Here is a 25,862-nt window from a genome sequence, read left to right on the forward strand (position 1 = left end):
ACCAGCCGTCGAGCCCGGGCCGGCCGCGGCCGGACGGGGCGCGACCGCCGAGGACGCGGGAACGGCACGCTGAAGGGGCGTCGGCCGGGGTGGTGCGGCGACCCGCTCGGGTTCGGCGACCGGTGGAGCCGCCCGCAGGCTGCTCATCAGGCCGCCCGGCGCCGCGTCCAGCACCGCGTGGAAGCCGGTGCCGGTGAAGGAGGGGTTCTGCCAGGTGGCCAGTCGGCCGCCGAACCCGGCGTCGGCGACCCCCGACGTGCCGCCGACCGCCGCGCGCTGGATGGGCGGAAGCGTCGGCCAGGCGGCAGCGACGACGCGTGGCACCGCACCGGCGTCGCCCACCGGAGAAGCGGTACCGCCGTTGCCGGCGGCCGGCGCAGCGGTGTCGGCGGCCGGAGACGCGGCCGAGCCGTCCCCGCGTCCGCCCCCGCGGCCACCCCGGAACCGTTCCAGGAACCCCATGCCTCAGCCCTCCGCCCCGCCCCGGGTCACCAGGGCGGCGATCTGGTCGGCGTAGCGGCGCCGGTCGTGGTGTTCCAGGTCCAGGATCTCGTCCTGGCCCCAGTGGAAGTGGTAGGCGACGTACGCGATCTCCTCGTGCAGCCGGTCGGTCGCGTACGTCACGATTCCCCCAGGCGGCTCCCGCCGAGTTCCACCTCGAAGGGCTCCGAGCAGTGGGGGCACTGCACCGAGGCGCGGGTGTGCCCCTCGGCGTTGACCTGACGGTAGAAGTCCTGGAGGAACGCCAGGTCGGAGGCGAACATGTTCTCCACGACGCCGTCGTGGACCAGCGGGAGACTGCCGAGGCGGGTGATGACCCGCCCCAGCAGCACCACCGACAGGTACGCCGGGTTCTCCTGGACGCGGATGTCGCGGAGCGGGACCAGTTCGTCCCGCGCCGTCGCCAGCCGCATCACGCCGTCGCGGTGGACCGTGCCCGCCTCGTCGACGTACCCGCGCGGCAGTTCGAAAGGGAACTCCGTCTGGAGCCGGTACGGCGCGGGGGCCGGGGCGGCGGCCGCGCCCGGCGCGGAGAACGCGGACGCGGCGCCGGACAGGGATGCGGACTCGGGCACGGCGGTGGCCGGGAGCGCCTCCTGCGGCTCCCCGCTCGCCGCCGCTGCCCGGACAGCCGTGCGCCGCATTACTCGATGACCAGTTCTTCGAACGTGATCGTCACGGTCTCGGTCAGCGCGGAGGCCTCGCCGGCCTTCACCGAGCTGGTGTCGATCTTGCTGCACCAGGCGTTGCGCATGTTGTACCGCTTGACCGGGTTGTTCTGGTAGTCCATCACCATGATCGTGGCGTTCTTGCGGGCGGTGCCCATCACGCCGTTGATCGACTCGGTGATCCACTGGTTGAACGCCGCGGACTGGGTCATGCCGCGCACGACCGTGCAGGTGCCCGCCTTCTTCACACCGGGCAGCTTCTTGGTGACGGGCTTGCCCTGCGCGGAGACCTGCTGGTACTCGATGACGTCCTGTTCGAGGCTGAGGCCGCTGACCTCGGCGAGGTACTCGACCATCACGCCGTCGATCTGGAGGCCGAAATTGTGTGAAGTAAGGGCGTCACCCGGCTGGAGACTCATCTGGCTTTCCTTCTAAGTGTGGTGAGGAGGGCGGTACGACGGCGGAGGGCCTGCTCCGGGCCTACTCCTCCAGCTCGCCGTTGCCGCTGGAGAACTGGGCCAGCCGGAAGATCACGAACTCGGCGGGCTTGACCGGCGCGATGCCGATCTCGCAGATCACACGGCCGAGGTCGACCGACTCCGGCGGGTTGGACTCCTCGTCACACTTGACGTAGAACGCCTCCTCGGGACGGGCGCCGAACAGCGCGCCCCCGCGCCACTCGTTCACGAGGAACGCCGAGACGTTGCGCCGGATCCTGGCCCACAGGGCGTGGTCGTTCGGCTCGAACACCACCCACTGGGTGCCGATCAGGATCGACTCCTCCAGGTAGTTGAAGTACCGGCGGACGTTCAGGTAGCGCCAGGCCGGGTCGGAGGAGAGGGTGCGGGCGCCCCAGATGCGGATGCCCCGGCCCGGGAACGCCCGGATGCAGTTCACGCCGATCGGGTTCAGCAGGTCCTGCTCGCCACGGGTGATCTGGATCTCCAGGTCCACCGCGCCGCGCACGACCTCGTTGGCGGGGGCCTTGTGGACGCCGCGCTCGGAGTCGTTGCGGGCCCACACGCCGGCCACGTGGCCGCTCGGCGGGATCAGCCGGGCCTTGCCGGCGCTCGGGTCGAAGGACTTGATCCACGGGTAGTACAGGGCCGCGTACTTGGAGTCGTAACCGGCCGTCTCCTGGCGCCACACCCGGATCTGACGGGCATTCAGGCCGGGCGGCGGGTCGATGATGGCGACGCGGTCGCCCATCAGCTCGCAGTGCGCGATCAGGCCCAGCTGGACGGCCTTGACCGACTCCAGGTCGATCGCGCCGCGCTGGTAGGCGGCCATCAGGTCGGGCACCGCGACCATGGACACCTCGTCGACGGCCTCCAGGCCACCGAAGCCGGTGCGGTCGGAGCTGTCGCCCAGGTACTGCGCGGGGCCGACGGGCTGCGCGGCCTCGACCGCACCGGCCGGCGCGCCGGCGGGCGGCGCGGCCAGCGCGACCGTCTGGTTGTCCGGGCGGGCCAGCTGCGCGGCGGGCGCGGCCTCGGCCACGGTGATGAGCTTGGAGCGCTCCTTGACCTGGGTGACGACGTAGGAGCGGTTGCCCTTCTTCGCCGACACGTCGAACGTCTCGACGGCCTTGTCGCCGTCCTTGACGATCAGCTTGAAGCGCTCGGCGGGGCCTTCACCCTCCGCGTCGGCGACCTCCACGCTCAGCGGGCCGCCGTTCTCGCCCGGCGCCACGGCCGTCACCGTGAACGTGCCGAGCTGCTTGGGCTCGCCGGCCGGGAGGGCGGCCGGCGCGGAGCCGGAACCGGTCACCGCGGCGGGCGACTTGGCGTCTCCGGCGGCACCCGCCGAGGTACCGCCGACGCGGACGACGTACGCCGCCGAGCCACCGTTGTTGAAGAACCCGTAGACGGAGTGCGCCAGGTAGTAGCCGTCGGTGAAGTCACCGAACGCGGCCACGTACTGGGTCCAGTTGGTCACCAGGGTCGGCTCGTTGAGGGGGCCGGTCGGGGCGAGCCCGACGAAGGCCGCCACCGAGGTGCCCACCCCTTCGATCGGGCGGGAGCCGCTGGCCACCTCCTCGACGTATACGCCGGGCGACAGGTAGGACGGCATGCTGTGCTCTCCTCGGGGTACGCGTCAGGACGTCTTTCACCGTCACGCGCGAAGCGCGTTTGTCGAAACGGCTTCCGGTGCACGGTCCGGGGCACGGCTGTTGCCCTCGGGGGCAGCGCGGGCCGCCGGGACCCGCCCGCGCCTCCCCCGTCGCCGCCGGTGCGACGGGGTCCCCGGCGGGAGCACGGGGGCGGACCCGGGGGCGGTGCCGGGCCGTCAGGTCCCCTCGGGCAGCCGGTCACGGCCCGGCAGGGCACGCACCCTGCCCCGTCGCCTCTGACCCCGCCCGCCGTCCTCCCCGTAGCGTCGGCGCGTGAGCCTGTGGACTTCCCTCGAACCCGCCTCCGTCACCGTCGACCCCGGCAGCCGGGCGACCGTACGGCTACGGGTGCGCAACACCGGTGACGTCGTCGACGAGTACCGCTTCGAGCCGGTCGGCGCGGTGGCGCCCTGGACGACGGTGGAGCCGCAGACCCTGCGGTTGTATCCCGGCACGACGGGCACGGTCGAGCTGACCTTCGCCCCGCCGCGCACCCCGGACGCGACGGCCGGCCCCAACCCCTACGCGGTGCGCATCACCCCGACCGAGCATCCGGAGGCGGTGACCGTCCCCGAGGGGAACCTGACGATCACGCCGTTCACCGAGGTGCGGGCGGAACTGGTGCCGCCGACGGTGAAGGGGCGCTTCCGCGGCCGGCCGCGCCTCGCGATCGACAACATCGGCAACACCAAGCTCACCGCCTCGCTGACCGGCAGCGACCAGGGTGACCGGCTGTCGTACGAGCTCCAGCCGGCCAATGTGCAGATCGAGCCGGGACGGGCGGTGTTCGTGAACACGACGCTGCGCCCGCGCCAGATCATCTGGTTCGGCTCGAAGGAGGAGCAGCGCTACAGCCTGGCGGTGCGCCGGTCGGGCGCGCAGGCGCTGGAGGTGGACGGTACGTTCGTGCAGCGCGGGTTCCTGCCGCGCTGGCTGGCGACGGCGCTCAGCCTGACGGTGGCCCTGGCGATCGCGTTCGTGATGATCTGGCTGGCGTACAAGCCGCAGGTCAACACCAGCGCCAACGAGAAGCTCGCGGAGGCCGGCGTCAGCACGCTGGCGCCCAGCCCCTCGGCCACACCCAGCGCCCCGGCCCTGGTGCCCACCCCGACCGCCCCCGTCGTGGTCGAGGCGCCCGCCAGCAGCCAGGCCCCGGCGGACAGCGGCAGCGGCAGCGGCGGCGGGGACGGGGGCGGCGGGAGCGAGTCGAAGGCCCCCGTGAAGCCCAAGCAGGAGACGGCGGCCGACGCCGTGAACAAGCTCGCGGCACGCAGCGACGGGCGGCACATCTGCTACCGCGCCTATGTGGCGGACAAGGGCTGGCAGGACCCGGTCTGCGACGGCGCGATCGCCGGTACGACCGGCAAGAACCTGCCCATCAAGGCCCTCAACATCGCCACGGCGAGGACCGGCGGAGTCACGGGCAACGCAGCCCACGTGGTCGGGGGCTGGCTGACCGGCGACAAGTGGTCGAAGGCCGGCGACGGGGTCAACATGTGGATGGGCTCCAGCAAGCCGGCGGTCGCGGCGATGGAGGGCTACACGATCAAGACGATCGAGGGCTCCGTCTGCCAGAACGCGCACGTCAAGGACCGGGGCTGGCTGGGGAACGGCTGCACCAAGGCCGGTGACTGGATCTACGGCGGCAGCCCCATGGAGCAGAAGCTCCAACTGGAAGCCGTCCGCTTCACCGTCTGACGCACGCCGACGCACGCTGACGCACGGTCCGAAACCGTGTGAACGGGCACGGCCGCTCGGCCCTTTCGGGCAGCGGTCGTGCCCCACGGCCTCCTGACGGGCCCTCGCCCCGCGTCATAGCGTCGACAGGTGACTCTGTGGACTTCTCTGGAACCGGCAGCGGCGACCGTGGACCCCGGCGGCACCACGACCGTACGGCTGCGCGTGCGCAACACCGGTGACGTCGTCGACGAGTACCGCTTCGAGCCGGTCGGCGCGGTGGCGCCCTGGACGACGGTGGAGCCGCAGACGCTGCGTCTCTACCCCGGTACGACCGGCACGGTCGAGCTGACCTTCGCCCCGCCGCGCACCCCGGACGCGACGGCCGGCCCCAACCCCTACGCGGTGCGCATCACGCCCACCGAACACCCCGACGCGGTCACGGTCCCCGAGGGGAACCTGACGATCACGCCGTTCACCGAGGTGCGGGCGGAACTGGTGCCGCCGACGGTGAAGGGTCGCTTCCGGGGCCGGCCGCGCCTCGCCATCGACAACATCGGCAACACCCGTCTGACGGCGTCCGTCGCGGGCACCGACATGGGTGACCACCTCGGGTACGAGTTCCGACCGGGCAGTGTGCAGATCGAGCCGGGACGGGCGGTGTTCGTCGACACGACGCTGCGCCCCCGGCAGATCATCTGGTTCGGCTCGAAGGAGCAGCGGCCGTACGCGCTGAGCGTGCAGCGGTCGGGGGCGGTGCCGCTCTCGGTGGACGGCACGTTCGTGCAGCGCGGGTTCCTGCCGCGCTGGCTGGCGACGGCGCTCAGCCTGACGGTCGCCCTGGCGATCGCGTTCGTGATGATCTGGCTGGCGTACAAGCCGCAGGTCAACACCAGCGCCAGTGAGAAGCTCGCGGAAGCGGGCAGCACCGCGCTGCCCAGCCCGTCCGTCTCCGCGCCGTCGGCGCCGAAGGCGGACGCCTCCGCCGCACCGCTGCCCGAGCAGCAGACGTCCTCCGCCCCGGCGAAGGAGGAGGACGGCAGCGGCGGTTCCACGTCCGGCGGTTCCTCGGGGTCGGGCAGCGGCAGCGGCAGCGGGAGCGGATCCGGCGGTTCGGGCGGCACGAAGACGACGGCCCCGGTACCCGGCGCCGTGATCATCGGCCAGGCCTCGGACCGGTGCATCGACATCACCGGCGCCCAGAACGGCAAGGGCAAGGACGGCACCCCGCTCCAGCTGTGGGACTGCGCCGGGTCGGCAAATCAGAAGTGGGTGTTCAAGAGCGACGGCACCGTGCGCGCGCTCGGCCTGTGCATGGACGTCGCCTGGGGATCGAAGGACGACGGCGCGGTCATCCAGGTGGCCAACTGCTCCGGCAACCCCGCCCAGCAGTGGGTGCTGAGCCAGTACGGCGACCTGGTCAACCCGCAGGCCGACAAGTGCATCGACGCCAAGGACCAGGGCACCGGCAACGGCACGAAGCTCCAGCTGTGGACGTGCTCGGGGACGCCCAACCAGAAGTGGCGCGCGGATTGACATGCTCCTCGCCCTGAAGGGCGAGGATTCTGGCCTTCTCCGCCGGTTGCTGTGCCGCTACGCGGCACGGTTTCCGGTGGGGAATCCGTGGCTTCCTGTTTCTTCGCGCTGTGCCGGGATCGCTCCTGGTCTTACCGGCGCTCCGCAGGCTGATACCGGCAGTCCGGCGGCCGTCTTCACATTGATCGCGGCATTGGTGTCCCGGTCGTGGACGGTGCCGCAGGCGGTACAGGTCCATTCCCGCACGTTCAGGGGTTTGGGCCCGTCCTTGACGCCACAGGCCGAGCAGGTCTGGGAGGTCGGTTCGAACCGGCCGATCTTGATCAGGGTCCGTCCGTACCGTTGTGCTTTGTACTCCAGCATATTCACGAATGAGGCCCATCCGGCGTCGTGGACGGACTTGGCCAGCTTCGTGCGGGCCAGTCCCGCCACCGACAGGTCCTCCACGGCGATCCCTTGGTTCTCGGAGATCAGCTTCGTGGAGAGCTGGTGGTGGAACTCACGGCGTGCGTCAGCAACTTCGGCGTGGGCGCGGGCGACCTCGAGACGGGCCCTTTCGCGGTTCTTCGAACCTTTCTGCTTGCGGGACAGTTCCCGCTGGGCCTTCTTCAGCTTCTTCTCCGCGCGGCGCAGAAACCGCGGGCAGCCGATCTTCGTGCCGTCGGACAGAACGGCGAAGTGCGTCAGGCCGAGGTCGATGCCGACGGTGCGGTCGAGGGCGGGCATCCGCTCGGCATCCGCCTGTGGGTCGGTGTCGATGACGAAGGAGGCGAAATACCTGCCCGCGGCATCCTTGACCACGGTGAGCGAAGTGGGGGTGGCGGGCAGCGTGCGGGACCACTTCACCTTCACCGCCCCGATCTTCGGCAGGTTCAGCCGTCCGCTGCCGGTGATCTTCCAGCGGGCGTTGGCGGTGAACCGGATCGACTGCCGGGCATCCTCGCGGGACTTGAACCGCGGCGCACCGGTCCTGGGCCCCTTGCGGGTGCCCTTGAGGGAGGCGAAGAAGTTCTTGTAGGCGGCCTCGGCATCCCGCAGGGACTGCTGCGGACGACGGCGGACACCTCGCCCAGCCAGGAGCGTGCCGCCGTCTGCTTCGCTTCGGTGATCAGCCTCCGGGACAGCTCTCCGGCCGTCGGGAACGGCTGCCCGGCCCGGCGGGCGTCCTCGCGGGCGCGGACCGCGTCGTTGAACACCATCCGGGCGCACCCGAACGCCCTGGCCAGCGCAGTGCGCTGACCGGCATTCGGGTAGAGCCTGAACGCGTACCGGAGCTGCATGACGATCACCTTAGAAACCTCGAACACCCACTGTCGCTGGGAACATGTGCGCGAGATGGCACCGGTGCCGTGCACTGCCCGGCTCCGCCGGAACAACACCGCGACGCTCCGCGTCGCCACCACGAGATTCGCTTCACCCCGGTCTGAAGGCCGGAGCACTGCGAATGATTCCCGGTAGCACCCGACGGGAGGAGCCCGACGGGAGGAGCCCGACGGGAGGAGCCGACCTACCAGTTGGCTTCGCCCGGCACCAGGCGGCCCGCCTTGCGGTACTCGCGGCGGGCCCCCTCCAGCAGGTCGCCGTCGCCGACCGGCTCGTCACGTCCGGCGGCGAGGTAGGCGGCGGTGACGACCGCGCTGCGGATCGAACCGCCGGCCAGTTCGAAGTCCTTGGCCAGCGGCCCGGGATCGACGTCGGCGGCGCACGGCACGTGGCACAGCCCGTGCCGCCACAGCGCGAGCCGTTGCCCGGCGTCGGGGAACGGGAAGTCGACCACCAGGTCAAGGCGCCGAGTGAACGCCTCGTCGATGTTGGCGCGCAGGTTGGTGGTGAGCAGCGCGATGCCGTCGAAGGACTCCAGCCGCTGGAGCAGGTAGGCGCTCTCCATGTTGGCGTACTTGTCGTGCGCGTCCTTGACCTCCGACCGCTTCCCGAAGACGGCGTCGGCCTCGTCGAAGAGCAGCACGGCGTCGGTGCGGTCGGCCTCGGAGAAGATGCGCTCCAGGTTCTTCTCGGTCTCGCCGACGTACTTGTCGACGACCGAGGAGAGCTGGACGACATAGAGGTCGAGGCCGAGTTCGGCGGCGACGACCTCGGCGGAGAGCGTCTTGCCGGTGCCGGACTCGCCCGCGAACAGTCCGAGCACCCCTCGGCCGCGCCCGCCGCCGGCGCTGAGCCGCCAGTCGCCGAGCACCCGGTCGCGGTGCCGGGCGCGCAGGGCGAGTTCGTGCAGCTGGGTCAACGGCCGCTCGGGCAGCACGAGGTCCTGCCAGCCGACGTCCGGCCGGATCCGCCGCGCGTGCCGCTCCAGCCCGGACGCCGACTGCTGTCGCGCGGCCAGCCGCACATGGTCGGCGGTGAGCGGCCCGCCCTCGAAGGCGGCCAGGACGGAGGCGGCCCGCGCGGCCCGGGCCACCCGCTCGCCGCCGAGGCGGTAGGGGGCGACGGTGGCCGCGAGGTCGAAGCCGGGGGCGGTGTCGAGGGGGCCGGCGGAGTCCAGCGCGGCCGCCCAGGCGGCCGTACCGCCGGCCCGGCGGCGCGGTGCCTCCAGGACCAGCGGATCGTGGGTGGACCAGTGCGGGTCGTAGGGGCGCGGGTCCGTGAGGAGGACGGTGACGTCCGTCGCGTCGGCCAGCGCGCCGATCAGCGGCCCCGGCTGGTCCGGCAGCCCGGACAGCACGACCGCCCGGCCGCCGAGCCGCGCCTCGCGCAGCAGGCCGGGCACGCGGTCCTCGGGCCCGGTGAAGCGGAGGGCGCCGACTCCGGCGGCGCGCAGGGCGGAGGTGATCGCGGCGAGGCCGTCGCCCTCGCGGTGTTCACGCAGATAGGCGATGAGCGGGCCGCCCTCCCGCATCCGGTGCGCCAGCAGCCGGACGAAGTCCTCGTCGTCGGCGGGCAGCGGCGGGGGCAGCGGGTGCAGGTGTCCGTGCAGGGCCGCGTCCGGGGTGTCGTCGCCGAGCAGGTGGGCGAGCAGCCGGTCCGGTACGCGCAACGAGCGGGACAGGAAGGGCCGTTCGGGTTCCTCGACATCCAGCAGCCCGTACGCGCGCAGCGGCGCGGACGAGTGGAAACGGGCGCGGGCCGCGGCCGCGTGGGCGGGCGCCCCGCACAGTTCGAGGGCGAGCCCCACGGTGGCCCGCCGCCTGCTCACGTCGTCGTTGAGGTAGCCGTAGAGCGGCTCGAAGTCGCGGTCCAGATCGGGCGCGAGAGCGATGAGGAGGATCGCGGTGTCGAGCTCGGTGAGGCGGAGCCGGGCGGCGAGGGCGCTGAGCGAGTCGGCCGGGGCCGGGTCCGGTGCCACGGCGTCGACGGGACCGGTGGCCGGCCCACCACTGAGCAGGTGACGCACCGCCTCCTCGGAGAGGTACAGGCCGCGCAGCGGATCGGCGGCCGTCGGGTCGACAGCGGCCCGCCGGTCGACCAGAGCACCGACACGATCCCGCAACCCCCCGAGCCGCACGAGCAACGCGGCAGCCCCATCCCGGGAATCAGGGCGGGGCCCCACAGAGCCGACCGCGTCGGTGTCGGCTGCGGCCGGGCCGACGGCGGCCGCGAGCAGACCGGCGTCGGCCACGATCGCGTCGGTGTCGGTCACGGGCGCCCCGGTGGCGGCTGCCGAAGCACCGGATCCCCGATGTGTCCCATGCCCCACAGAGCCGACCGCGTCGGTGTCGGCTGCGGCCGGGCCGACGGCGGCCGCGAGCAGACCGGCGTCGGCCACGATCGCGTCGGTGTCGGTCACGGGCGCCCCGGTGGCGGCTGCCGAAGCACCGGATCCCCGATGTGTCCCATGCCCCACAGAGCCGGCCACGGCCGCGTCGGTGTCGGTCACGGGCGCCCCGGTGTGCGCGCCGGTCACCGTTGGTCCGGGCGGCGGGTGGCGGCCTCGCGGGCGGCTCGGGCCGCGGCCACCTGGTGGGGGCGGTGGGCGCGTTCGCCGGACTCCGGGGGGTCGCCGTCCATCCCGCGCAGGCGGACCGCCGCGCCCTCCGTGACCGGCGGCCCGGCGTCGTACTCGGGGTACGCCGGGAAGGGCGCCGTGACCACCAGGTCCAGCGACGGCTTGAGCTCACCGCCCAGGGCGGACCAGATCTCGGCGAGGGAACGCGACTCGGTCTGGATGCCGGCCACCGTCACCGGCATCGCCAGCCCCAACGCGCCGAGGGAGCCCGGGAGTTCGTCGGCCGTCAGCATCTCGCGCGGCAGCAGCGTCGCCAACACGGCCGACAGCAGCCGGTGTTCGTCCTGCGGGGTCCGCGTCCACGCGGTCACCAGGTACGAGAGCCGGAACCAACGCGGCGGTTGACGGCGTTTCACGACGATGTCCCGCTCGTCCCGCACCGCCATCTGGCCGCGCTGCCGACGGGTCACGTCCTCCCGGATGTCGTACAAGTAGGTGTTGATCACAGGGGCGTTGCGCCGGGCCGCCCAGTCCCGGGTCGGAGCCTCGAAGGAGACGTCGATGCCGGATCCCGCGAGCGCGCCGCCCCCGAGCAGCTCTTTGAGGACCTCGTCCACCTCGTGGATCACCGTCGTGCTCCTCAACTTGCCTTGCCACACCCACTGTCCGTCGATCGTGCCCCGGACGGCCCCGGATCCGCAGGCGCGACAGGGTCGGCGGCCGGGCAGGGCATGCTGCCCGCGTGTCCGCCTTCGATTGCCCGTTCGGTCAGATGTAGCCTTCCCGCAGGGCATATGCCACAGCGTGCGCCCGGTTGCGCAGATGCAACCGCGTCGTGAGTCCGTGCATGACGTTCTTGACGGTTCGTTCGGAGTAGGACAGCTTGCTGGCGATCTCTCCGGTGTCCAGGCCCTCGGCGACCAGCCGAAGGACGTCCACCTCCCGTGGCGCGAGTCCCAGGGAGGGGGCGCCGGGCCGGCCCGCCGCACCGCGGTGCAGCGTGCCCACCTGGCTGATGAGCCTGCCGAGCAGGTCGGCGGGCAGGTCGCCGTCGCCGCGGTGGGCGGCCAGCACCGCCTGCACCAGCCGGTGCGCGGTGGCCTCGCGGCGCCAGACGATGGCCCCGACCCCGCATTCGATGACGTCCAGGAGTTCCGTCTCGCGGATCGTGCCCACGACGAGCACCGCCCGCGCCCCCTCGCTGCGCACGATCCGCCGCAGCCGACCCAGCGCACCCTCGTCGAGGGTGTCCTCGATCAGCAGCGCCACCGTGCCCGCGGCGGCCGATACCTCCTCGCGGACCTCGACCTCGGGGCGCCCGCGCAACTGGCTGACGGCGCCCTCGCGGGAGATCGGGTCCGGTGCCTGGACGGCCACGGGAATCCGCCGCCGGGTGCCGATGGCGGTGCCTGGAAGGGCGGCGCCCATCGCGGCGATACCCGCGGCGCCGGTCTCTGATGTCCGTGGTGAGCTGAGCAACCGTTTCCCCCAAGTTCACGGGCCCGCCGTCCGGAGGGGACCGGCGACGGGTGGGTCCGGTCCAGACTTCTGTGACCTCCGGGGCGCGCGCAATCGTGGAGCACCACGAGGCGGACCACGAGAGCAAGCCCCCCACCACCACGGTTCGCCTGCATCGTTGCAGGTCAGAGCCTTTTCGGCCGTTGCGTGCCAGGCCACCGTGAGCCTCGCCACAACGGCCCCGCGGACCCGTACCGAACCGCACGACCTCTACCTGTACATGGACAAGTCCGATGTGCCCGACAGCAGGAGGCAGGGATGACCGGACCGTTGCGGGAACGCGAGGACGCGCACGCGCTGCTCACGGCGGAGGCGGAGCGGGCCCGAGCCGGCGGAGGCCGTCTTGTCCTGCTGCGCGGGGCCACGGGCACCGGCCGGTCCGCCGTCCTGGAGGCCGCCGCCGCGCACGCCACCCACCTCGGCCTGCGGGTGCTGCGCGCCCGCTGCTCGCCCGACGACACCGCGCTGCCGTTCTCCTCGGTGCTGCATCTCCTCGGCTCGGTACCGGAGTTCGCGGACGTCGGGCCGGGCGACGACGACCGGGGGAGCGCGGCGCGGCTGTGGCGGCTGCTGCGTTCGTACGCGGACGAGACGCCGCTCATGGTGGCCGTGGACGACGTCCACCTCGCCGACGAGGCCTCGCGCCGCTGGTTCGTGGAGGCGGCCCGCCGTATCGACCGATTACCGGTACTGCTGGTGGTCACCGAGCGCAGTCAGTACGACATCGACCCGCGGCCCGCCGGTCTCACCCACGCCCTGTCCCCGTCCGTGGTCCGCACCCACACCCTCGCCCCGCTCACCGACAACGCCTCGGCCGACCTGGTCCGGGCCGCCTTCCCGACGGCTTCCGACCGGTGGACGGCGGACTGTGTGCGGGCCGGCGCGGGCAGTCCGCTGCTTCTGCGCGCCCTCCTCGACGACCTCGACGGCGCCCCGCCGCCGACGGCCGTCCCGAGGACGTGCGCCGCGCTGTACCCGGGTTCCTACCCGGCGGCCGTCTCCTGGTGGCTGGACAGCGCGGGCCCGGCGACGGCGGAGGTGGCCCGCACCCTCGCGGCACTGGAACAGGCGGAACGCACGGACCGCAAGGACCGCGAAGCCCGTACGGAACGGCTGGAACGGACAGAAGAGATGCAACGGGCCGGGCGGGCCGAGCGGGCGGAGGGCTCCGTCGCCCGGAACGCCGCTCCCGCTCCTGTCCCCGTCCTTGCTCCCGTCCCCGTCCCCGACACCGCCCACGAAGTCCTGCCCGCCGCCGAAGCCACAGCCGCCGCCACAACCGAAACCGCCACCGAGGCCGCCACCGACACCCTCGCCGCCCTCGTCGCCGACGCCTCCGGCGCCGACCCGGCCCGGGTCTCCGGGTGGTTCACCGCGATGACGCGGCTCGGCGTGCTGCGCCCGGACCGGGCCGGCCGGCCCCGCTACGCGCACCCGCTCCTCCAGGACGCCGTCCTCGGCGGCTGGTCCACCGCCCGCCGTCAGGACGCGCACCGGGCGGTCGCCCAGGCGATGCTGCGCCGGGGCGACCACCTCGACGCCGTGGCACGGCAGTTGCTGGGCAGCGCGCCCGCCGGCCTGCGCTGGGCGCTGCGCGTGCTGCGCGACGCCGCCACCGTGGCCGCGCGCGATGCCCGCCCCGGCGACGCCGTCCGCTACCTGCGCCGAGCCCTCCAGGAGCCGCTGCCCGACGACCTGCGCCAGCGGCTGCTCACCGAACTGGGCTCCCTGGAGTACGCCTCCGCGGACACCCCGGCGGGCATCCCGCGGCTGGCCGAGGCCCTCGACCTGCCCGCCGAACCCCGTGACCAGGTCCGTACGGCCATCGCGCTGGGCACCGCGCTCGTGGGCCGGGGGGAGGTCCGTACGGCGGTGGAGGTGCTGCGCCGGCTGGAGGCCCGGCTGGCCGGCCACCCCGACCTGGCGCGTGCCCTCCAGACCGCGTCCGCGCTGCTCTCGGACCAGGACCAGACGGTCCGCCGGGAGGCCTACCGCTGGCTCACCGACACCGCCGAACGCTCCCCGGAACTCGTCGGCGCCTCCGGGCAGGCCCTGCTCGTGCGGTACGCGGCGACCGCGGGCGAGCTCCCGGCGCAGGAGGCGATGCGACGGCTGCGCACCCTCCTGACGGAACCCGCCGATCCCCTTGCCGAGCCGTTCCTGCTGGGCACGGCCGCTGCGGTGGCCCAGTGGGCCGACGAACTCGACGAGGCGGAACGCCTGGTGGAACGCGGTCTGGCCGGCCAGCGTCCGACCCTTCTGCACCCGATGGAACAGGCCTTGCTGGACACCAGGTGGGACATCGCGGCGGCGCGGGGCGCGTACGGCACCCTGCTGGCCGCCCTCCCCGACGCGGCCCGTGCCCGGCGCACCGGCGGCGGCCCGGTCAACGCCGACGCGCACACCCTGCTCGCGCTGGTCGAGACGGGCCGTACGCAGGAGGCACGCCGGCTGGCCGACACCTTCGACCTCCGCGACACCCCCGACTCCTGGGAGCTGAACCGGTTCCTGTACGCGCGGGGCGTGCTGCGGTTCACCGAGGGGGATGTGGCCGGCGCTCTGCACGACTTCCTGGAGTGCGGCCGCCGCCAGTCCGCCCGCGCCGTCCTCAGTCCGGTCGTCACGCCGTGGCGGACGGCGGCCGCGGAGTGCCGGCTGGCGCTGGGCAACCCCCAGGAGGCGCTGGCCCTGGCGACGGAGGAACTGCGACTGGCCCGGGTGTGGAACACCCCGCGCACGACGGGCCGGGCGTTGCGGGTCCTGGGCCGGGCGACCCGGGGCCGGCGAGGCCTGGAACTCGGCGCGGAGGCGGTGGCCGTCCTCCGGGACTCCCCGGCCGAGGCGGAACTCGTGGCCTCCCTCCTCGCCCACGGCCGGCAGCTGACCGACGCCGGTGAACGCGGGCGGGGCCGCGACCATCTGCGGGAGGGCGCCGAACGCGCCGAACGGCTGGGCAGCGTCCGCCTCCTGAACCACGCCGAACAGGCCCTGCGCACCGCGGGCGGCCGCCGCACCACGCCCGCCCACACCGGTTCAGGGGCCCTCACCGGCAGCGAGCGCCGCATCGCGGAACTCGCGGCGGACGGCCGCACCAACACCGAGATAGCGGACCTCCTGCATGTGGCCCGCCGTACCGTGGAAACCCACCTGACCAGCGCCTACCGGAAGTTGGGGATCCGACGCAGGGGCGAGTTGCGGGGTGTGCTGGACGACTGAGGCGGCTGCGCGGCACCGGGTCGCCGCGCGCCGCCGGACCTACGATGAGGACATGGCTGTCGGCGAGGTGCAGGCCGCGGCCTTCCGGGTCGTCCAGGAGGCCCTGACCAACGTACGGCGGCACGCCGCCGACGCCGCCGCGGTCACCGTCCGCCTCGGCCGGGGCGGCGACCGCCTGGACGTCACCGTCGTCGACGACGGCCGCGGCGGCACCCAGCTACCCGCCGAGGCCCGCGGCGGCGGCTTCGGCCTCGTCGGTCTGCGCGAGCGGGTCACGGCCCTGGGCGGCGAACTGCGCACCGGGCCGGTACCGGCCGGTCACGGCCAGGGATGGGAGGTCAGGGCCCGGTTCCCGGCGCGATGAGGCCGCTGTGACAGGCCTGTGACCGGAGGAGTGGCTTCCGCCACAGCCCGCCCGGCCCCGCCCTGCTGTGGTGACCGGATGCGTACCGCACTCTCCGTACTGCGCGGCTACCTGCCGCCGCTCCTGGTGCACCTGCTGATCGGCCTCCCGACGGCCGTCGTCGTGCTGTGCGCGCGCTGGTACATCACCTACGGGCACTGCACCTACGAGGACCTCGGCCGCCACGACCTGGACCACTGCACGTACGACCAGATCGAGAACAGCGGCTTCGCGCTGATCGCCCTCGTCCTGTTCGCCGCGTTCGTCGCGCTGCTGCTCGTCCTCTTCGACGGTCTGCGCCCGCTGAGGACGGGCCGCTCGTTCCGGCCCCGGCTGCTGACCCTCCCGGCGATCCTGCTGCCCTACGCCGTGTACGCCACGTACGCCGCGAACGTCGGGTGACGCGGATCACTTCCCCGGCACCGATCACTTCTCCCGCCGGCGCCGGTCATACGGACATGACCGAACCTGTGAAGGGCCCTGCCAGTTACTTCCCGTCGATCGAGAAGAAGTACGGACGTCCGATCGCCGAGTGGAAGACCCTGATCCGGGCCTCGCCGCTCACCCGGCACATGGAGCTCGTCTCCTGGCTGAAGACCGAGCACGGGCTGGGGCACGGCCACGCCAACGCGCTGGTCGCGCACACGCTGGCGGAGGACGCCGGCGTGTGAGCCCCCGCCGGCCCCCGGCCCGGCCTCAGCGGCCGTTCGCGGTGTTGCCGTTGCCCTTGGCGGGGGAGCGGCGACGGCCCTGGGAGGTGGGCCGTCCGCCCTGGGCGGTGGGACGGCCGCCGCCCTGGGCCGCGGGACGGCCACGGCGCGAGCGCGCGGTGGACGCCGAGCGCGCGGGACGCTCCTCGGCGGGCGGCGGAGTGAGGACGACGGGCACACCGGAGGGTGCCTGCGCACCGGTGATGCGGCTCAGCTCGGCCTCGCCGGAACGGACCCGGGTGGTCTGCGGGGTGATGCCGGCGTCCACCATCAGACGCGTCATCTCCCGACGCTGGTGGGGCAGGACCAGCGTGACGACGGTGCCGGACTCGCCGGCGCGTGCCGTACGGCCGCCGCGGTGCAGGTAGTCCTTGTGGTCGCTGGGCGGGTCGACGTTGACGACCAGGTCGAGGTTGTCGACGTGGATGCCGCGGGCCGCGACGTTGGTCGCCACCAGCACCGTGACGTGGCCGTCCTTGAACTGGGCCAGCGTCCGGGTGCGCTGGTTCTGGGACTTGCCGCCGTGCAGGGACGCGGCGCGCACCCCGACCGCCAGCAGCTTCTTCGCCAGCCGGTCCGCCGCGTGCTTGGTGTCCAGGAACATGATCACGCGTCCGTCGCGGGCGGCGATCTCCGTCGTCGTGGCGTGCTTGTCCTCGTCCTCCACGTGCAGCACGTGGTGCTCCATCGTGGTGACGGCGCCCGCCGACGGGTCGACCGAGTGGACGACGGGGTCGTGCAGGTAGTTCCGCACCAGCCGGTCGACGTTACGGTCCAGGGTCGCCGAGAACAGCATGCGCTGGCCGTCGGGACGCACCTGGTCGAGCAGCTGCGTCACCTGCGGCATGAAGCCCATGTCGGCCATCTGGTCGGCCTCGTCGAGGACGGTGATGGCGACCCGGTCCAGCCGGCAGTCGGCCCGGTCGATGAGGTCCTTGAGGCGGCCGGGCGTGGCCACGACGACCTCGGCACCGCCGCGCAGGGCGCTCGCCTGCCGGCCGATCGACAGACCGCCGACCACCGTGGCGATCCGCAGCCGCAGCGCGCGGGCGTAGGGGGTGAGGGCGTCGTTGACCTGCTGGGCCAGTTCCCGGGTGGGGACGAGGACCAGGGCCAGCGGCTGCCGGGGCTCGGCCCGCTGTCCGGCCGTACGCGCCAGCATGGCGAGGCCGAAGGCGAGGGTCTTGCCGGAACCCGTGCGGCCACGGCCCAGGACGTCCCGGCCGGCCAGCGAGTTCGGCAGCGTCGCGGCCTGGATCGGGAACGGGGTGGTCACACCCTCGGCACCGAGGGCCGTCAGCAGCTTCTCGGGCATGTCGAGTTCGGCGAACGTCTCGACCGCCGGCAGCCCCGGGGTGAGGGTGACGGGCAGCGCGAATTCACCGCCGGACGCGGCGGGACGACTCCCGCGTCCACTCCGCCCGGGCTTGGCCGAACGGGACGGGGCGCCCTGGCGCCGGTCCGTACGGGAGCGGACGGAGCTGTTGCGGTTCATCCGATACCTTCCTCGAAAGGGGAAAATGCCATGGGCCGGGGCCCGCACTCAGGAGTGCGGGCCCCGGCCACGTAGTCCGCGTGATGCGCAGCCGATCGCGTCAGCGTCAGCGTCAGGCGGCGTCAGGCGGTTCAGGCGGGCTGGATGTTCTCCGCCTGCGGGCCCTTCTGGCCCTGAGTGACGTCGAAGGTAACCTTCTGGCCTTCCTGAAGCTCACGGAAGCCGGACGTGGCGATGTTCGAGTAGTGGGCGAACACGTCAGCGCCGCCACCGTCCTGCTCGATGAAGCCGAAGCCCTTTTCCGAGTTGAACCACTTCACGGTGCCAGATGCCATGTTGAATCTCCCTATGGGGCAATGCCCGGACTCCGCACCTTGCGGACCCGGGTGCGGCAGGATCGGGAAAGCCCCACAAACAAAAAGAGTGCCCGTCGACGGAAGGTCGAAGAGCACTCAAAAGCCTCTGGTAACCGAAACTGCCACTTTTATCACGGTAGCACAGGTCCGGATGCGGGACCGGGGACCGGGAGAGCACCACTCACACGTGTTGGGGACGTCGTCCCAGGCATATGAGTACCCGTACTCAAGAGGAACACTCCCGCCGCTCGGCAGGCTGATCGCACAACCGGTGCAGCCGTCGGGCTGGCCGGCCGTCGAGCCGTGCAGGGGAGCCGACCGTGCGTATGACCAGGAGCCGAGTGGGAGTGGGCCGCACTCTGGCCGGTGTGGCCGTGGCGGCCGCCGTGGCCGTCGCGACGCTGACCGGCTGCTCCCTTCAGATCGAGGAGGCGAGCTGCGGCGGCGGCGAGTACCCGGTGCTGGCGGTGAACAGCGGCGGCAGCGACTGTGTGCCGGACGGCGAGGAGCCGGCGCAGGGCTGGGCCCGCTATCCGGAGGGCAAGGTCCCCGAGAAGGTCGGCGACCAGTGGGACACCTACTGGAGCACCCACACCCTCGACGAGAGCGGCAAGATCATCGAGCTCCCCGAGGGTCAGTGAACGCCCGTTGTATAACGGGGTGATGATTTATCACGTCGTACCGCTCGACGACTGGAACACCGCCCCCGAGCGGCCCTACGCGCCCGCCTCGCTCGCGGAGGACGGCTTCGTGCACTGCTCGCCCGACGAGGGGACCACGCTCGCCGTCGTCAACGCGTTCTACCGGACCGGCCCCCGGCCGCTGCTGGCGCTCGTCCTCGACGAGGAGCGGCTCACCGCGACCTGCGCGTGGGAGGCGGCCGCGCCCGCTCCGCCGCCCGGGGTCGCCGAAGGCACCCTGTTCCCGCACGTGTTCGGGCCGATCGACCGGGACGCCGTGACCCGCGTCCTGGAGGTCCGCTGGGACGAGAACGGCACGGCGACCGGTCTGACGGACATCGGCTGAAGGACACCGGCCGGCGGACATCGGCCGGCGGCTCCACCGCCCGCGGGCACCGGGGCCGGAAGTCGTCTGTGGAAACCCCCGCCCCGTTGATGCCTCGGCACAACCCCGGTTCCATGGCCGTGCCCGGCGGTCGACCGCCGCCGGTCCGGATTCCGAGGGGGAATGGGGGGACTGTGCGTCAGTCCAGAGCGAGCCGGCAGAGACCGGCGGAGTCACGGGCAGAGTCATCGGCCGGGTTGCCGGCAGCGTCACCGGCCGGGTTGCCGGTGGCGTTACGCAACGGTGCGGCGGCGCTCATCGGCGTCGCCGCACTCGTCGTGTCGGCGGTCCCGGCGGTGGCGGTGACACCGGTGCCGCCGAGTCCGGGGGAGGTGGTCCCGGGGCCGGACACGGCGACGCCCGCGCTGGTCGACGGGCTCCGGGAGCGGGCCCCCGCGGCACCGAACGCGGCCGACGCGGCCCGCGCCCACCTCGCCGCACAGCGCGCCCGCTACCGGATCGCGGACCCGGGGCGCGATCTCCGGCCGGCCGGGACCGTCACGGCGGAGGACGGCCGCGAGGTCGTACGGCTGCGGCAGACGTACCACGGCGTGCCGGTCCTCGGGGGCCAGTACATCGTCCGGATGGAGAGACAGAGCGACGGCGGACGGGTCGTCACCGGCACCTCGGGCAAGTACTTCACCGGCCTGCGGGCCGACACCACGGCCGCCGAGGTCGACGACGCCCTCGCGGTCGAGCGGGCGGTGGACGCCGTGCTGAACGAACTCGGCGCGCAGGGCTTCACCGCGTACGAGCGCGGCGCAGCGGGCGGGGACGGCACGGAGAGCGGGGAGGGCGAGGCGGACGGGCCGCCGCTCACCGGCACCTCGCACGGCCTGGTCGTGCTGCCCACCGGCACCGGCGTGCTCACCCGGCACATCACCGTGCGGGGCGCGGACCCGGCGCGCGGTGAACCGGTGCTGCGCGAGGTGTACATCGACGCGCGGGCCGGATATCCGGTCCTCCAGTACAGCGGTATCCAGACGTTCGGAACGCCCGTGACGGCGGCCGCCGGATCCGCGGCGGGTCCGGCGGGAAGCGTCCGGGCCGCAGCCGCAGCCGCAGCCGCAGCCGACGACGAACCGGGCACGGACACGGATACGGACACGGACACCGGCTCCGGTGTCCGGCTGGACGGGACCACCGTCCCGCTCCGGATCACCCACGACGAGACGCGCGACGCCTACGTCCTGCGCGACCGCTCCCGGATCCAGAACGAGACCGAGGACGTGCTCGCCACCTGGGACGCGCGCGGCACCTGGGCCTCCGAGGTCAGCGGCAGCTGGCCGGCCGGCATCCAGGAGTTCGCCTCGCCCACCCCCGCCTTCGGCGCCGACGCGACCGAGGCGGGCGCGGTGGACGCGCACTGGGCGGCCGGCCAGGTGTACGACTACTACAAGGCCGGGCACGGCCGGGACAGCCTCGACGGGCACGGCATGTCGATCAACTCCCTGGTGGGCACGACCGATTACGGGCAGCCGTACGTCAACGCCTTCTGGGACGGCCGGAAGATGGTCTACGGCAACGGCGACGCCGAGTACCGTCCGCTCTCCGCCGGGCTGGACGTCGTCGGCCACGAGATGACCCACGGCGTGATCGGCCACTCCGCGGAGCTCGTCTACGCGGGCCAGTCCGGAGCCATGAACGAGGCGCTCGCGGACTACTTCGGCAACGCCGTCCAGACGGACGTCCTCGGTGTCGCGATGGACGACCCGCAGGCGGGCCTGCTGGGCGAGACGCTCTGCCGGACCAAGTCCCCGGCCGACTGCGCGATCCGCGACCTCAACGACGGCCGCACCACCGCCAAGTCCTTTCTCGGCGTCGGCTTCGGCACCGACAACGGCGGAGTGCATCTCAACTCGACCATTTTCTCCGGGGCGTTGTGGGACATCCGGGAGGACCTCGGTCCCGCCCTCGCCGACCGGATCGTGTACAAGGCGCTCACCGAGTACCTCACCCCGCTCGACGGCTTCACCCAGGGACGGGACGCGGTGATCGCCGCCGCCAAGGCCCTGGGCGTCGGCGGATCGGACCTCTCCGCCGTCCAGCGCGCGTTCAACGCCCATGGCATCGTGCCCAACTGGGAGCTGGCCCTCGGTGTCGACTCCGAGCTGCTGCTGGAGCGCGTCAACACCTTCGACTCGCACCTGGGCGCGGGAGGCGGCTGGTGGACGGCGTCCACGTCCAACGAGGAGGGCTCCGAGGCGTACTCGGTGTGGGCAGGGCGCACGGACGGCACCGGGCAGCTGAAGCTGATGAGTCCCAACGACGGCCGCTACCACGTCAACCCCGTCACCGACGGGAAGACGGTGGTGTGGCAGGCGTACAGCGCCGGTTCCGTGGCGGTCCTGGCCAGACCGCTGGCGGGCGGTCCCGTCAAGACGCTGTTCAGCGGGCGGAGCATGGGGCCCGACCTCGCCGTCGAGGGCGATGTGGTGGCCTTCGACTACATGGCGCGTGCCGGGCTGCGGAACGTGGTCCACCTGAGGATGAGCGACCCGGCGAACGAGGTCCGTCTCGGTGGCGGCAGGTACCACCGGACGAGCTTCCCGTCCCTGAGCCACGGCAGGATCGCCTACCAGGAGGTCCAGCGGGTCACCCTGGCGGCCACGTACGAATACAACACCCGGGTGCTGGACCTGGCGACCGGCGAGGACCGGGTGATCCAGCAGGCCGCATCAGGGACCGGCCTCGGCCCGACGGCGATCACCGGCGGGCACGTGTACTGGCTGCTCGACGAGATCGACCAGAACGGTGTGACGACCCTGCGGCGGGCGGCGCTCGACGGCTCGGGTGTCACCGACCTCAGCCCGGAGACCGGCCCGGACGCGCTGAACGTCTCCGATGTGACGGCCTCCGAGGAGGCGGTGACGATGACCGCCCGGACGCCGGACACCCAGGTGCGCAACGCGACCCTGTCGAAGCTTTGGCAGTTCACGCCCACGTCCGGGAACGACGGCGCCGTGCGCAGGAGCCGGGTCTCGTGCAACCGGGGCGAGCAGCTCTCGGCCGCCGCGGCCTCCGGCACCCGGGTGCTGTGGCTCGACGCGACCACCGGCATCAGCGATGTGGTGACCCGGGCCCGCCCGGCGGGCACCTGCGAGGACTGACCCGCCCCTGAAACGGGCCGTGGTGCGGGCGAACCCCTCCGGTCCCCCGCACCACCGCCACGCGGGTCAGAGGTCGAACTCGTGCGGCGGCAGCTCGAGGGTGAAGCACGCCTCCCGTACGACGGCCTGCTCGGTCTTGTCGAAGTCGCCGTCGGCGCCGCCGATCACGATGCCGATCTGGATGACGGCCCGCGCCTCGGCCGGCTTCTTCTTCGCCTTGGCGATCTCCTGGAGAACGCTGACCTTGCCGAAGTCGAAGTCGGTGGTCAGCTTGTTGAGGTTGTCGTCGAAGCGCCGCTGGAGATCCGTGGCGTCGAAGTTCTGAAGCACCTCGTTGGAGGCGATCAGCTGCGCCACCCGGCGTCGCTCCGCGGGGTCGATGGTGCCGTCCGCCGCCGCGACCAGGGCACACATCGCCATGCTCGCGTCGCGGAAGGCGCCGCTCTTGAGGTCGTTCTTCTTCGACACGAGCTGGGTCTGCATCGTCGACGCGGACTCCTTGACGCGGTCCCACAGGGCCATGAGAACTCCAGAAGGTCGGGGCGGAGTAAGTGACTGCACAAGATCTACAGCAACGTAGAAACTAACGGCCGCCCCGATAAGTTCCCTCAGTCCCCCGTGCCCCGGGGCCGGTCGCCGTAGTCGCGGTTGGCGTAGTGGGCCGTGCTGCGGCCCGGGACCAACAACACGCAGCCGGGCGTCGGCACAGGTCGATGACCAGGCGCCGCGCCAAGGACTCGTGAATCACGGGGCCGTGAGCTGGGGCCGTGAGCTGGGGCCGAGCGCGCCCGGCCCGGTCAGCCGAGGCAGATCAGGCCCAACAGGCAGACGTCCGATGGCGAGGTCCCCGCGGGAGCGGTACTCGTCGAGGAGGACGAAGAGGACGACGAAGACGAAGAGGACGACGAAGACGACGAAGACGACGAATTCGAGGTGGAGTTCGAGTTCGAGTTCGACGACTTTGTGCCGTCGGTGGCAGTTGAAGCGGACGACTGCTGCTCACTCGCGCCGGTCGCGCCGCTCGTGCCGGTCGTGTCCGTCGTGCCGGCCGTGTCGGTGGGGACGGTGGCCGTTCCGTCGTAGGACGAGGTTCCGGTTCGCTGCCGGGGGACCGACGGCGTCGTGGCGGGAGAAGAGGCCAGCGAGTCCGGGTGGGTGTTCGTCGACGACTGCGCCGGGACGCTGGGCGAGGGCGAGGCCCGGTGCGCGTCGGAGCGGGTCACCGTCGGGCGGGTGTGCTCCAGGGTCGGTTCCTCGCCGCCCGCCGTGGTCGGGGTCTCCGGCACCGTGGCCGCCTGCGCCTGGTCGCCGGTCTGGCGGTCCAGCGCGGCGAAGGTCAGCCCGCCTCCGACGAGGGCGACGGCCGTCGCGACCACGGCTCGGCGCTGGTTCTTCTTCCAGCGGGCCAGCTGCCGGCGACGGGCCGCCCGCCCTTGCCGCGCGTAGGGAACGGACGGCGCGGACGGCGCCTCGGAGCCGGGCGACGAGGCGGCCGACGTCGCGGTGTCCGCGTACGTCGCGGTGTCCGCGTACGTCGTCGACGGAGGCGTGAACCTCGGAGGCGTCGGATCCGGCATCGGAGTCGATATCCGTGTCGTCATCGCGACCCGGGCCGGGGCGATGCCGCGGTCGACCGTGACCGGCGCGATGTCCGGAGCGTAGGCGCCGCATCCAGGGCACACCAGGGCGCCGTTGAGATGCCGGCGACACGTGGAGCAGTAGTCCATCTGCGGTCTTCCTACGCGGGGGTCCGATGGCCGGCAACGCTAACGAGTCGTTCGAAGGACTGTGTGCAGTCTGTGTGACGCTCCTGCACGGATCCCTTGAGGAGATGGAGCACGCAGGGGCACACACAGCGTCGCCGTCCATGAATGTGAACGGAAAACAGGTACGCGTCCCTTGACGCGCTCACGCCACGCCCCTAACTTCCGGGAGAAAGCGCTTTCTGGTTCGGCCGACCCGCACTCGTTCCGTTCCTGGAGATGAATCATGCAGCTGAGATCCGTCATGGCCTGCGTCAGCCTGGTGGCAGGAGCGCTCGTCGCGCTGTCCGGCACCACGGCCCAGGCGGCCACCACCACCCGCTACGAGGCCGAGACCTCCCCGGCGGTCTGCGCCGGCACCATCGACTCCGACTGGACCGGCTACTCCGGCAGCGGATTCTGCAACGGCACCAACGCGACCAGTGGATACGCCCAGTTCACCGTGAACGCGGCCACGGCCGGCACGGCGACGCTGAACGTCCGCTTCGCCAACGGCACCACCACGGCCCGCCCGGCCTCCCTGGTCGTCAACGGCACGACCGTGCAGACGCCGTCCTTCGAGGCCACCGGTGCCTGGACGACCTGGGTCACCAAGACGCTCACGGTGTCCCTCAACGCGGGCAGCAACACCGTCCGGCTCACCCCGACCACCGCGGTCGGCCTCCCCAACGTCGACTACCTGGAGGCGACGACCGCCGACAGCACCACACCCCCGGCCGGCGGCGCGCTCTACGTCTCACCGAGCGGCACGGACGGCGCGGCCGGCACCCAGTCGGCCCCGACCACCCTCACCTCGGCGATCAGCCGGGTCACCGCGGGCGGCACGATCTACCTGCGCGGCGGGACGTACGCCCAGTCGTCGACGGTCACCGTCCCGGCGACCAGCAGCGGCACGGCGAGCGCGCTCACCACCCTGTCCGCCTACCCGGGTGAGACGCCGGTCCTCAACTTCTCGGCGCAGAGCGAGAGTTCGTCGAACCGCGGGCTCCAGCTGTTCGGCTCGTACTGGCATGTCTACGGCATCGTCGTCGAACACGCCGGTGACAACGGGATCTACGTCGGCGGCAGTGACAACGTCATCGAGCGCACCGTCACCCGGTACAACCACGACACCGGGCTCCAGCTCGGCCGGATCGCCTCCAGCACGCCCGCCGCGCAGTGGCCGTCCGACAACCTGATCCTCTCCGCCGAGTCGCACGACAACGCCGACTCCGACGGCGAGGACGCCGACGGCTTCGCCGCGAAGCTCACCACCGGAACCGGCAATGTCTTCCGGTACGCCGTCTCGCACCACAACATCGACGACGGCTGGGACCTCTACACCAAGACGGACACCGGAGCCATCGGTCCGGTGACCGTCGAGGACTCCCTCTCCTACAACAACGGCACCCTCTCCGACGGCACCGTGAACACCAACGGCGACCGCAACGGCTACAAGCTCGGCGGCGACGACATCGCCGTCAACCACGTCGTACGGCGCAGCATCGCCTACCGCAACGGCCATCACGGGTTCACGTACAACAGCAACCCGGGCTCCATGGCCGTGTCGAACAACCTGAGCATCGACAACGCCGAGCGCAACTACTCGTGGGATGCGGGGACCTCGGTGTTCCGTACCAACACGTCCTGCCGGTACAACGCCAGCGGCTCCAACGACAAGACCATCGGCGACGCCGACAGCACCAACCAGTTCTGGACCGGCACCAACGGCTCCCGGTGCGCCTCCTCCTACGGCGGCGCCCTTGCCTGGTCCTTCGCCTCGAACGGCCAGCTGGTGGTGACACTGGGCGGCAGCAGGGTGACGCTGTAGCAAGCGGTCGGTACGGGTGC

General features: G+C 72.3%; 20 protein-coding genes and 2 pseudogenes. 10 read left to right on the forward strand and 12 right to left on the reverse strand.

Annotated features, from left to right (window positions below; genetic code table 11):
• Window positions 1-465: 465 nt before the first annotated feature.
• The 4 genes from G9272_RS23470 to G9272_RS23485 form a co-directional block, all read right to left on the reverse strand.
• Window positions 466-624 (reverse strand): DUF6760 family protein, encoded by a 159-nt coding sequence (locus tag G9272_RS23470; protein ID WP_171398391.1) that lies wholly within the window; start codon window positions 622-624, stop codon window positions 466-468.
• Window positions 621-1,145 carry a hypothetical protein gene (locus G9272_RS23475; RefSeq protein WP_020132886.1) on the reverse strand — a complete coding sequence of 175 codons (525 nt, stop codon included), beginning with the start codon at window positions 1,143-1,145 and terminating at the stop codon, window positions 621-623. The genes G9272_RS23470 and G9272_RS23475 overlap by 4 nt, the downstream gene beginning before the upstream one ends.
• On the reverse strand, window positions 1,145-1,588 hold the full coding sequence (locus tag G9272_RS23480) for a phage tail protein (protein ID WP_020132887.1): 444 nt from the start codon (window positions 1,586-1,588) through the stop codon (window positions 1,145-1,147). Before G9272_RS23480 ends, G9272_RS23475 begins: the two co-directional genes overlap by 1 nt.
• A gap of 61 nt (window positions 1,589-1,649) precedes the next feature.
• Window positions 1,650-3,242, reverse strand: coding sequence for a phage tail sheath family protein (locus tag G9272_RS23485; RefSeq protein ID WP_171398392.1), 1,593 nt, complete (start codon window positions 3,240-3,242; stop codon window positions 1,650-1,652).
• A gap of 313 nt (window positions 3,243-3,555) precedes the next feature.
• Between G9272_RS23485 and G9272_RS23490 the strand changes: the two genes are divergently transcribed.
• Complete coding sequence (locus G9272_RS23490; RefSeq protein WP_171398393.1) at window positions 3,556-4,980, forward strand: hydrolase; 1,425 nt, start codon at window positions 3,556-3,558, stop codon at window positions 4,978-4,980.
• 129 nt (window positions 4,981-5,109) lie between these two features.
• Entirely contained in the window at window positions 5,110-6,495 is a 1,386-nt protein-coding gene (locus G9272_RS23495) for a ricin-type beta-trefoil lectin domain protein (protein WP_171398394.1), read from the forward strand.
• A 57-nt stretch (window positions 6,496-6,552) separates the two neighbouring features.
• On the opposite strand, the pseudogene G9272_RS23500 reads toward G9272_RS23495, so the two are convergent.
• From G9272_RS23500 to G9272_RS23515, 4 genes and pseudogenes are all read right to left on the reverse strand, one after another.
• Window positions 6,553-7,775: pseudogene (locus tag G9272_RS23500) on the reverse strand (RNA-guided endonuclease InsQ/TnpB family protein).
• Between the two features lie 227 nt (window positions 7,776-8,002).
• Window positions 8,003-10,000 carry an ATP-binding protein gene (locus G9272_RS23505; protein WP_171402132.1) on the reverse strand — a complete coding sequence of 666 codons (1,998 nt, stop codon included), beginning with the start codon at window positions 9,998-10,000 and terminating at the stop codon, window positions 8,003-8,005.
• Window positions 10,001-10,350: 350 nt separating this feature from the next.
• Window positions 10,351-11,025: a DUF4255 domain-containing protein gene (locus G9272_RS23510; protein ID WP_171398395.1), complete on the reverse strand. Its 675-nt coding sequence runs from the start codon at window positions 11,023-11,025 to the stop codon at window positions 10,351-10,353.
• 139 nt (window positions 11,026-11,164) lie between these two features.
• Window positions 11,165-11,875, reverse strand: coding sequence for a helix-turn-helix transcriptional regulator (locus G9272_RS23515; protein ID WP_437184292.1), 711 nt, complete (start codon window positions 11,873-11,875; stop codon window positions 11,165-11,167).
• A 297-nt stretch (window positions 11,876-12,172) separates the two neighbouring features.
• Between G9272_RS23515 and G9272_RS23520 the strand changes: the two genes are divergently transcribed.
• The 4 genes and pseudogenes from G9272_RS23520 (at window position 12,173) to G9272_RS23535 (ending at window position 16,204) form a co-directional block, all read left to right on the forward strand.
• On the forward strand, window positions 12,173-15,130 hold the full coding sequence (locus tag G9272_RS23520; RefSeq protein WP_171398397.1) for an AAA family ATPase: 2,958 nt from the start codon (window positions 12,173-12,175) through the stop codon (window positions 15,128-15,130).
• Window positions 15,131-15,194: 64 nt separating this feature from the next.
• Window positions 15,195-15,494: pseudogene (locus tag G9272_RS23525) on the forward strand (ATP-binding protein); the annotation flags it as partial.
• Between the two features lie 78 nt (window positions 15,495-15,572).
• Entirely contained in the window at window positions 15,573-15,935 is a 363-nt protein-coding gene (locus G9272_RS23530) for a hypothetical protein (RefSeq protein ID WP_171398398.1), read from the forward strand.
• Window positions 15,936-15,991: 56 nt separating this feature from the next.
• Window positions 15,992-16,204: a DUF4287 domain-containing protein gene (locus G9272_RS23535; RefSeq protein WP_171398399.1), complete on the forward strand. Its 213-nt coding sequence runs from the start codon at window positions 15,992-15,994 to the stop codon at window positions 16,202-16,204.
• A 25-nt stretch (window positions 16,205-16,229) separates the two neighbouring features.
• On the opposite strand, the gene G9272_RS23540 is transcribed toward G9272_RS23535, so the two are convergent.
• Window positions 16,230-17,738: a DEAD/DEAH box helicase gene (locus tag G9272_RS23540; RefSeq protein ID WP_171398400.1), complete on the reverse strand. Its 1,509-nt coding sequence runs from the start codon at window positions 17,736-17,738 to the stop codon at window positions 16,230-16,232.
• A 131-nt stretch (window positions 17,739-17,869) separates the two neighbouring features.
• A complete protein-coding gene (locus tag G9272_RS23545) occupies window positions 17,870-18,073 on the reverse strand; it encodes a cold-shock protein (RefSeq protein ID WP_020133270.1) in 204 nt (67 codons plus the stop codon).
• A 347-nt stretch (window positions 18,074-18,420) separates the two neighbouring features.
• On the opposite strand from G9272_RS23545, the gene G9272_RS23550 reads away from it, so the two are divergent.
• The 3 genes from G9272_RS23550 (at window position 18,421) to G9272_RS23560 (ending at window position 22,269) form a co-directional block, all read left to right on the forward strand.
• On the forward strand, window positions 18,421-18,735 hold the full coding sequence (locus G9272_RS23550) for an SCO0607 family lipoprotein (RefSeq protein WP_253267909.1): 315 nt from the start codon (window positions 18,421-18,423) through the stop codon (window positions 18,733-18,735).
• 22 nt (window positions 18,736-18,757) lie between these two features.
• Window positions 18,758-19,120: a DUF952 domain-containing protein gene (locus tag G9272_RS23555; protein ID WP_171398401.1), complete on the forward strand. Its 363-nt coding sequence runs from the start codon at window positions 18,758-18,760 to the stop codon at window positions 19,118-19,120.
• Window positions 19,121-19,233: 113 nt separating this feature from the next.
• The gene (locus tag G9272_RS23560; RefSeq protein WP_171398402.1) at window positions 19,234-22,269 is read left to right on the forward strand and encodes a M4 family metallopeptidase; all 3,036 of its coding nucleotides are present in this window, start codon (window positions 19,234-19,236) and stop codon (window positions 22,267-22,269) included.
• Window positions 22,270-22,335: 66 nt separating this feature from the next.
• Here G9272_RS23560 and G9272_RS23565 read toward each other — a convergent pair whose 3' ends face one another.
• Both G9272_RS23565 and G9272_RS23570 read right to left on the reverse strand, forming a co-directional pair.
• Complete coding sequence (locus G9272_RS23565; RefSeq protein ID WP_171398403.1) at window positions 22,336-22,791, reverse strand: tellurite resistance TerB family protein; 456 nt, start codon at window positions 22,789-22,791, stop codon at window positions 22,336-22,338.
• Window positions 22,792-23,066: 275 nt separating this feature from the next.
• Window positions 23,067-23,996 carry an SCO2400 family protein gene (locus G9272_RS23570; protein WP_171398404.1) on the reverse strand — a complete coding sequence of 310 codons (930 nt, stop codon included), beginning with the start codon at window positions 23,994-23,996 and terminating at the stop codon, window positions 23,067-23,069.
• A 262-nt stretch (window positions 23,997-24,258) separates the two neighbouring features.
• On the opposite strand from G9272_RS23570, the gene G9272_RS23575 reads away from it, so the two are divergent.
• Window positions 24,259-25,842, forward strand: coding sequence for a carbohydrate-binding protein (locus G9272_RS23575; RefSeq protein WP_171398405.1), 1,584 nt, complete (start codon window positions 24,259-24,261; stop codon window positions 25,840-25,842).
• The last annotated feature ends 20 nt before the right edge of the window (window positions 25,843-25,862 follow it).

Origin of the sequence: Streptomyces asoensis, from assembly GCF_013085465.1 — a bacterium.
GTDB lineage: Bacteria > Actinomycetota > Actinomycetes > Streptomycetales > Streptomycetaceae > Streptomyces > Streptomyces cacaoi_A.